We start from the raw sequence: 7444 nt of genomic DNA on the forward strand, positions 1-7444 counted from the left end.
TTTTGGGGAGGTGCTTCAAATGCTCAGCGTGGTGATACCTGCATACAACGAAGAAACCCGCCTGCCGGGTGCCCTGGGGGCCGTCATGGAGTACCTTGCCGGACGGGAACACGAAATAGTCGTTGTTGACGATGGCTCTTCAGACCGTACGGCGGAGATCGCTGAAAAATTCGGATGCCGGGTGGTCAGGCACCCGCGCAACCTGGGCAAGGGCGCGGCGGTCAAGACCGGCGTTATAGCTTCCAGGGGAGAGCTAGTGCTGGTGACGGACGCCGACCTGGCCGCGCCTGTAACGGAGCTGTCGAAGCTGAAAGACGCCCTGGAGAGGGGTGCCGATATAGCCATAGGTTCCCGTGATGTCCCGGGAGCGAGGGTAAGAAGGGCCTCCCTGAAGCGGAAGCTGGCGGGGAGGCTCTTCAACATCCTGGTGCGGCTCTTCACGGGGCTGCCCCACCGGGACACCCAGTGCGGGTTCAAACTGTTCCGGGGGGATGCCGCCAGGTTGCTCTTTTCCCTGGCTGAGTGCCGGGGGTACTGCTTCGACGTAGAGGTTTTAGTTCTGGCCCGGGAGATGGGCTTCAAAGTTGAGGAGGTGGGGGTAAGCTGGACGGACGTGCCCGGTTCGAAGGTGAGGTTGATCAGAGACGGGTGCAGGATGTTCAGGGAACTGGTGCAAATTCGAAGGAGGTCTGTCGGGAACTCTTCTTCGGCGATAGCTGGTACTTCCGCGCCCGGAAGCGCGTCCTCTCCGGTTTCGTGAGGCGGCACCTGCCCGGCGGATCCCGTGTCCTGGACGTGGGTTGCGGGGACGGCTGGCTGGCGGAGGCACTACCCGGGTATGAGTGGCACGGTGTGGAGCCGGACTCTGTGCTCCGGGAGAAGGCGCTGGCAAAAGGCATCAGGGCAGAGCCGGGTAGGGCCGGGGAGCTGCCCTTCCCGGACGGGCATTTCGACACTGTGTGCCTGTTCGACGTGCTGGAGCACCTGCCGGAAGAAGGCCCGGCTCTACATGAGGTGCGGAGAGTGCTGAGGCCCGGTGGGTTGCTATTCGTGTCCGTGCCCCTACACCCGGAACTGTGGTCGGAACATGATGAAAGGTGCGGGCATTACAGGAGGTACAGGAAGGGGGAGGTGGTAGGGTTTCTAAAAAAGTATGGTTTTTGCGTTTTGGAGAGGCGGTTTTTCCTTTCGCTATTTTTGCCGCTGGCCTTTCTGGTTCGGTGGGTTTTTTCCGGTGGTAGTGCAGGGATGCAACTACCGGGGTGGATGGAGGGGGTGGTATACCGGGTGGCGGTTTTCGATGCAAAGTTGAGGTTACCATTTGGGTTGACGGAGGTTATTGTTGCTTGCTGGGCGACCCCAGCTATATAGTCAACGAGACCCTGATCGACGGCAGGCTCAAACCCGATAACGTGGATCAAGTTAACGTGTCGGAAGGGCAGGCTTACGCCACGGTGGAGGTGCGCTACAACCAGCCGAGCATTGTCCCCGGGGCGGGGGCTCTGTTCGGGGGGAATTTGTTTGGCGACACGATACCCCTGTCGTCGAAGAGCGTGTTTAAGATTGAGCAGTAAGGTGAGCTTTATCTTTATATTGTGCGAACTGTCAGGTGAGAGAGGAGGCTTTTGTAAAAATGAGATTCGCTAAAATTACATTTTTAATGATAATTACCATCATATCCCTGCTAACCTTTTCAACGGGGGCTTCTGCCGGTAGCTGGGTGGACATGGGGTATGTCCCGGGTAAAATAACAATTGCGCCGGATGGAACTATCTGGTCTGCCGGTGGAAGCGGTACCCTTGGACGGGTTAAATACTGGAACGGCTCTGGTTGGAAGGATATCCCTGCGCCAACGCTGTCTTATCAAGGAGATCCAACAGATGGTAGTTCTTATGATGAATTTATCACTGGCATAGCTGTAAGAAGTGACGGCACGTTATTTATTTGTACTGATGGTAATTATTCAGGTGCCAGTGGCGGTAGAGTGTTGAAATATGTGAATGGTAATTGGGTTTCAGATAGCCCAGCCTCTGAAGCTTATAGAGATATTGCCGCCGATCACAATGGTAATATATGGGTTCAAAGTTATAAATATAGAGGATATTATAATATCCATAAACTTTCAGGTTCTGGATGGGTTTTAGAATCATCCACTATTGATACATTCTTTAGCGCTGATTTTACTATTTTGGACGATAGAGTGGTAACGGCTAAACGATATTACGGCTCTTATGTGTATCAACGTTACTATTCATCCTCTTCTTGGGAGGGTATGGGTAGTAGTACTTCTAACATAATAAACGCAGTTTCAAAAACCATTGACGGAAAAGTAATAATAGGTTGTAGTGATGGTCACGTTTATTATTGGAATGGTTATTCGTGGGTAGATATGGGGATACCTGCTCCAGGTGGTTATGCTGTATACTCTCTTGCTAATGCTCCTGATGGAAGTATTTTAGCGGGTACTGATAAAGGGTTTGTATCTCGCTATAACGGTTCATCTTGGGACGTTTTGGGCCAGGTATGTAATTACAGAATTATAAAGCAAATAATTTTAGGTGACAATGGCGATATAATAGTAAGAAGTGATACTAACCAGGTGATGAGGTATAGTTCGGATCTTTTTTCTTTAGTACCTAGTCCAAACGGGCCTACGGGTAAACTTGTAATTGACTCGAGGTATTTGGGATTTGCCCCTGTCCATCTTAAACTTCAGCAAAGTACAGATGGAGTCAACTTTAGCGATTGTTTTACAGTGTCTAACGGCAGCAAATATATCTTTACACCTACTAAAACCTCATACTACTTCAGATTTAAGTGGTACTGGCCATATATTACAAGTGGTCATAAGACAAATTATTCAAACGTTGTTGGGCCAGTTCAGGCTATTGTAGGCAGTCCAACTTTAAATATTTCTTCTACAGGTATAGCTGCATGGGATGCTGTTCGTGGCCGCTCAAAAGTGGTACTATCTTGGTCTCCTTTAACAAACGCAACTAATTACAGGTTGTATATATTTGATGGAAATCAGTATAGGAGTAAGGATTTGGGCAATGTAAATTCTTGGGACAGTAGTATAGCTAAGGTATTTCCTTATCCTGGTGATTTACCTGAGAATAACAGTATATCCGCTGATATATTCAGGTGGGACGGTTCCGGGTTGGATCTAGAAGACGATCCCAGGCGACTTTATAGGTCTACTCAAGGAACTAGCTATGATAATTCAACAAACTATTGGTTCCGTATTGTAGCTACAAACCAATGGATGGAAACAGATCTTTGGGCAACATCTGCGGTCAAAACGCCCACCCTACCAAATGCGACTGATACTGAGAAGCCTGCCGGTTCAGTCAGTGTCGTCTCACGGGAGGGGCTAGAAAAAACATATGACACCAGGATAAAAATAATAGTAAACGCCAGCGATGGTTTAAGCGGTGTTCGCCGTGTGGAACTGTCAAATGACGGCGTAAGCTATACGCAAAAATACGAAGCCCCCTTAAATCCTGACAACGGAACCGGAGTGGCAAACTATTCAAGTACCTTCGACTGGGACTTGCCGCTTGGGGCAGGCACCAAGGTTGTCTATGTCCGGATTACCGACGCCGTGGGCAACCAGAAAGTGGTCACGGACACAATCGCCCTAGCTGAAGATATGCTTCCGCCGTCGATCAGCCTGCTGATTAACGATGGAGCGACGTCCACTACTACCAAGGACGTAACCCTCACCATTTCCGCATCCGACAATGCCAGTACTGCTTCGCAAATGCAGATGGCTTTCTCCAACAACGGAAGTCTCTGGTCGCCCTGGGAGCCGTACCAGCAGACAAAAACGTGGGACATTACCAACTCCAGCTACGGCGGTACCTCCGGAGCCGGCGTGAAGAAAGTCTATGTCCGCATATACGACCAGGCCCAGAATATCGGGCTGGCCAGCGCGGAGATAGCGTACAACCCGAACCCGCCGGTGGCCAGCGGCGTCACGTTTACGGGCGGCGTAAGCGGGACGTACAGCGGTCAGCCTGCCATCTTCGTGAAGGGCGACATGCCAATCCTGAACGTCACGGCCACAGGAGCCGCAAAGATGCGCTACGATAATGGTATCGGTGTCTGGTCAGATTGGGAGCCTTACGTCTCCAGCAAGCAAATCGTCCTGGCAAAATCTTCTGGTGTGTGCCGGGTGAGGGTCCAGGTGGCGGACTCTTACGGCGTAGCATCGGAACCCGTGGAAACGCTGGTCGTGGTAGATAACAAGGCGCCGACGATAATTAAAGTTTCCGGCCAGAACGGCACGACGGCTACATCTACCGGCACATTTTATGTGATGGTGCAGGCGACCGACGACATGCCCGGCCAGCTCCAGGCCTGCGCCTCCGTGGACGGCGGAGCCTTCGGGAGCTGGTACAACGTACCGCAGAGCGCGATACCGGTAACGCTTTCTACGACGGGGGCGCACAGTATCACGGTAAAGGTAAAGGACCTGGCCGGGAACGAATCCCAGGCTAACATGACGGCGTTTAAGGTGGCAGCGTGATGCTTTTAGCCCCGGGAATTTCCCCGGGGATTCTATTTTTTCAGGAGGTGGTCCCTTTTGCCCCGTGCGCCGACCGGGACGATCGCTGTTCTGTCTTTGGGCAACCTGTCTGTTTCAGCAGCACTGTATACCGTCTTGACTTTAGGGACGCCCGGTTGGGCGGAAGAACTGAAAACTTTTCTTTTATGCACGGCGGCCGGAACCTTATCGGCCGTATCGCTGAACTAGATCTTGAAGGAGGGGGAAGACATGTTCGGACGTAAAAAAGAAAACGGTATCAACTGGGAAGAGAAGATTAAACCTGACGCGGCGGAAGAAAAGGCGGAAGAAAAGATGGAGATTGAAGAGCAGGCCCCGAAAGCGGTCCTGCCGGGGAAAGCGGCTTCGGAAGCGGCGAAAGCCCTTGACGGGATCAAGGCGCTCATCGAGTCTTTGCAGGTGACCGACGAAGCGACCTGGGCGGAAGTGGAGGAAAAGGGCCGGAAGGCACTGGGGTCGCTGGTCAAGATGGAGTCCGCTCTGGAAACCGCCCTGGGGGCATCCAGGGAAGCTCGTGCCGTTCTGGAAGAATTTATGACCGCCGTTGGTGAACGCCGTTGATGGTGCGGAAGGTCTTGCTGGCACTGACTGCGGCGTTACTCCTGGCCGTCCTGGGTTATGGAGCCTGGCGGGTTTCCACTTCGGCACCGCCCAAGAGGGTTGCCGAAGCCTACGTCCGCGCCCTGGCCGCCGGGGACGCCGAAGCTGCTCTGCAATATTCCTCCGGCAGCGCAGCTTTTGCGGCTTCCCGGATGAAAGATAGCAAGGTCTTGGCAAAAGTCGAAGACGTATCCTGCTCTGTAGCCGCCCTGGGCCGGGGCTGGGCCAAAGTGCTGGCCACGGTGGAACTGACCCTGCAGGACGGGTCGGCTGACGTGGGGTGGTACAGCATGGACATGACAAAAACCGGCCAGGGCTGGAAGGTCGCATCTTTCCGGGAAGCGGAGCCAGATATGTCAGGAGTAAGCCTGTTTGTAAGCGGGGCGAAAGCGGATGCAGCAAAGCGGGTTTTTCAGGGTTACCTTGACGCCCTGGCCGCTGGGGACTGGCAGGGGGCGACGAAGTATCTGGCCGGCCCGGCCAGGAGGAGCCAGGAGATGGGAGCGGCGGTCATCGGAAAGGGGGTGGTGATTGGCAAAGTTGAGGAACTAAAAGCAGAGCCGGTATGGAAGCGGGGAGAGGAAGCCGTCATCAGGTTTAATTATATCGTAGATGGCAGGAACGTTTCGGTGCTTGCTTTTTTCTACAGGACCGTGGATGGCTGGAAAATCACAGAGATCGTCCAGAATTAGTGCCGCCGGGTTGCGCCGGCGGTTTTTCTTTTTTGTGAGGTGATTTTTGTGCAAGTCGGTCTTTTCTACCTGCTTTTATCTTTGGCCGCCCTGGCTTTTTGGCTCTTGGAGCCTTCCTGCGCTTCCGGCGCATGTTCTGCGGTAGCCCAACTGGATTCTTTCCTGGGCCGTCCCTGGTGGCTTTGGGGTGCGCTTTACTACTCTGTGGCGGGCATCCTGTGCCTGGGCCTACTTAAGAACCGGTTGACGGGGACCCTTCTGGCTGCCGGTGCGGTCTTCCACGCGGGGCTGGTCGGGTACGGTTACGCCGTGACCGGGCATGTTTGCCCGGCCTGCTGGAAGTTTGCAGCAATAGGCGCGCTGCTGGCCGTATTCTATTGGGGCCTACCGGACAAAAAGCCCGGGCACACGGCGTATGTTTCCGCCGGCCCTGCCCGGGCGCTGGCAGTGATAGCCCTGACCCTGCTGGTTGTCAATCCCGGGACGAAGCCGGTTGCTGTTCCGCCCGCGACTGCGGCAGCCATGGCGGCGGTTACGGAAAGTCAATCCGGCAGTTTTAAGACTGGGGAACCAAAAGCAACTAACGAGACAGCCCCTGACCAGATCCGGGTATTTACTTCGGATGAGAGGGAAACATACCTGGACCTGCGGGAGAAGCCCGCCCTGTTCTTCGCGGCGTGGTGCCCGCACTGCCTGGAGGCACTGAGGGACGCGGCCAGGCTGTCTCCAGAAAAACGCCCATATCTGGTCGTCACTTACCTTCGAGAAGGGGATGCCGAAAAAGCGAGGGAAAAGCTGGCCGAAAACGGCCTGGCTGGGGAGTCATACTACCTGGCCGAAAACCCACCGGAAGGAGTGCAGGGGGTTCCCGCCCTGGTCTGGATGGAAGGGTCTGAGCTGAGGCACGTCGAAGGGGCCGGGGCGATTGCTGAAAAACTGGGAATACCAAAACTTCTGGGATACGCCGAAATCCCAAGTCCGCCGGACGGGGGCGGGAAGAATGCGGCCCTGGCGGCGGCACTGATAAACGGCAAGATAATCCAGCCTGGCGAAGTGTTCAGCTTCAACCGGGTGGTGGGGCCGCGCACGGTATCCAGGGGTTTCGTAGAGGGGAGGTCCATCGTCGAGACGGTCTACGGCCCCAAGGCGGTGCCCGACGTGGGAGGGGGCGTGTGCCGGACGGCTACGGCCCTCCACCTGGCGGTGCTAAAAGCGGGTCTACAGGTGGTGGAACGCCATGACCACAGCATGCCGGTGAATTACGCGGGCCTGGGGAATGATGCGGCAGTAGCCTGGCCGTACTGGGATTTCCGGTTCAGGAACACATCAGGGAAAACTCTGGCAATCAAAACCCGTAGTGATCACGGAAAGCTGAGGGTGGAATTATGGGCGCTCCGGTAAGGACTGATTACTTGGACTTTTACTCTACCTTTTTTCGTTTTTATGGGGAGATTGCATGGAGATTAGATAAACGTGCCATGGAGCAGTTTTATAAACTTCCGCCGGGAATACACCTGAATTCATTCAGGTGATGAAAGGCGGCCGTATTTCAGCAGGGGGAGACCGCTTAACAACGGTCTCT

8 protein-coding genes are annotated in these 7444 nt (G+C 54.4%); all 8 read left to right on the forward strand.

The window, feature by feature from the left end; translation table 11 throughout:
• Nucleotides 1–19: 19 nt before the first annotated feature.
• The 8 genes from J2Z49_RS12895 to J2Z49_RS12930 are packed head-to-tail and all read left to right on the forward strand — an operon-like array spanning nt 20 to nt 7263.
• A complete protein-coding gene (locus J2Z49_RS12895; protein WP_307403355.1) occupies nt 20–760 on the forward strand; it encodes a dolichyl-phosphate beta-glucosyltransferase in 741 nt (246 codons plus the stop codon).
• A complete protein-coding gene (locus J2Z49_RS12900) occupies nt 757–1371 on the forward strand; it encodes a class I SAM-dependent methyltransferase (RefSeq protein WP_307403356.1) in 615 nt (204 codons plus the stop codon). The genes J2Z49_RS12895 and J2Z49_RS12900 overlap by 4 nt, the downstream gene beginning before the upstream one ends.
• Complete coding sequence (locus tag J2Z49_RS12905) at nt 1347–1574, forward strand: hypothetical protein (RefSeq protein WP_307403357.1); 228 nt, start codon at nt 1347–1349, stop codon at nt 1572–1574. The genes J2Z49_RS12900 and J2Z49_RS12905 overlap by 25 nt, the downstream gene beginning before the upstream one ends.
• 59 nt (nt 1575–1633) lie before the next feature.
• Nucleotides 1634–4531 carry a ligand-binding sensor domain-containing protein gene (locus tag J2Z49_RS12910; RefSeq protein ID WP_307403358.1) on the forward strand — a complete coding sequence of 966 codons (2898 nt, stop codon included), beginning with the start codon at nt 1634–1636 and terminating at the stop codon, nt 4529–4531.
• A gap of 57 nt (nt 4532–4588) precedes the next feature.
• A complete protein-coding gene (locus J2Z49_RS12915; protein ID WP_307403359.1) occupies nt 4589–4759 on the forward strand; it encodes a hypothetical protein in 171 nt (56 codons plus the stop codon).
• Between the two features lie 21 nt (nt 4760–4780).
• On the forward strand, nt 4781–5131 hold the full coding sequence (locus tag J2Z49_RS12920; RefSeq protein WP_307403360.1) for a hypothetical protein: 351 nt from the start codon (nt 4781–4783) through the stop codon (nt 5129–5131).
• A gap of 14 nt (nt 5132–5145) precedes the next feature.
• Nucleotides 5146–5862 carry a hypothetical protein gene (locus J2Z49_RS12925; RefSeq protein ID WP_307403361.1) on the forward strand — a complete coding sequence of 239 codons (717 nt, stop codon included), beginning with the start codon at nt 5146–5148 and terminating at the stop codon, nt 5860–5862.
• A gap of 39 nt (nt 5863–5901) precedes the next feature.
• On the forward strand, nt 5902–7263 hold the full coding sequence (locus J2Z49_RS12930) for a VanW family protein (protein WP_307403362.1): 1362 nt from the start codon (nt 5902–5904) through the stop codon (nt 7261–7263).
• Nucleotides 7264–7444: the final 181 nt, after the last annotated feature.

This window comes from Desulfofundulus luciae (assembly GCF_030813795.1).
GTDB lineage: Bacteria > Bacillota > Desulfotomaculia > Desulfotomaculales > Desulfovirgulaceae > Desulfofundulus > Desulfofundulus luciae.

What these genes read in the sequence shown, in the direction of transcription:
- J2Z49_RS12910 (WP_307403358.1), top strand. Translation starts at nt 1,634, where the DNA reads ATGAGATTCGCTAAAATTACATTTTTAATGATAATTACCATCATATCC.
- J2Z49_RS12895 (WP_307403355.1), top strand. Translation starts at nt 20, where the DNA reads ATGCTCAGCGTGGTGATACCTGCATACAACGAAGAAACCCGCCTGCCG.
- J2Z49_RS12920 (WP_307403360.1), top strand. Translation starts at nt 4,781, where the DNA reads ATGTTCGGACGTAAAAAAGAAAACGGTATCAACTGGGAAGAGAAGATT.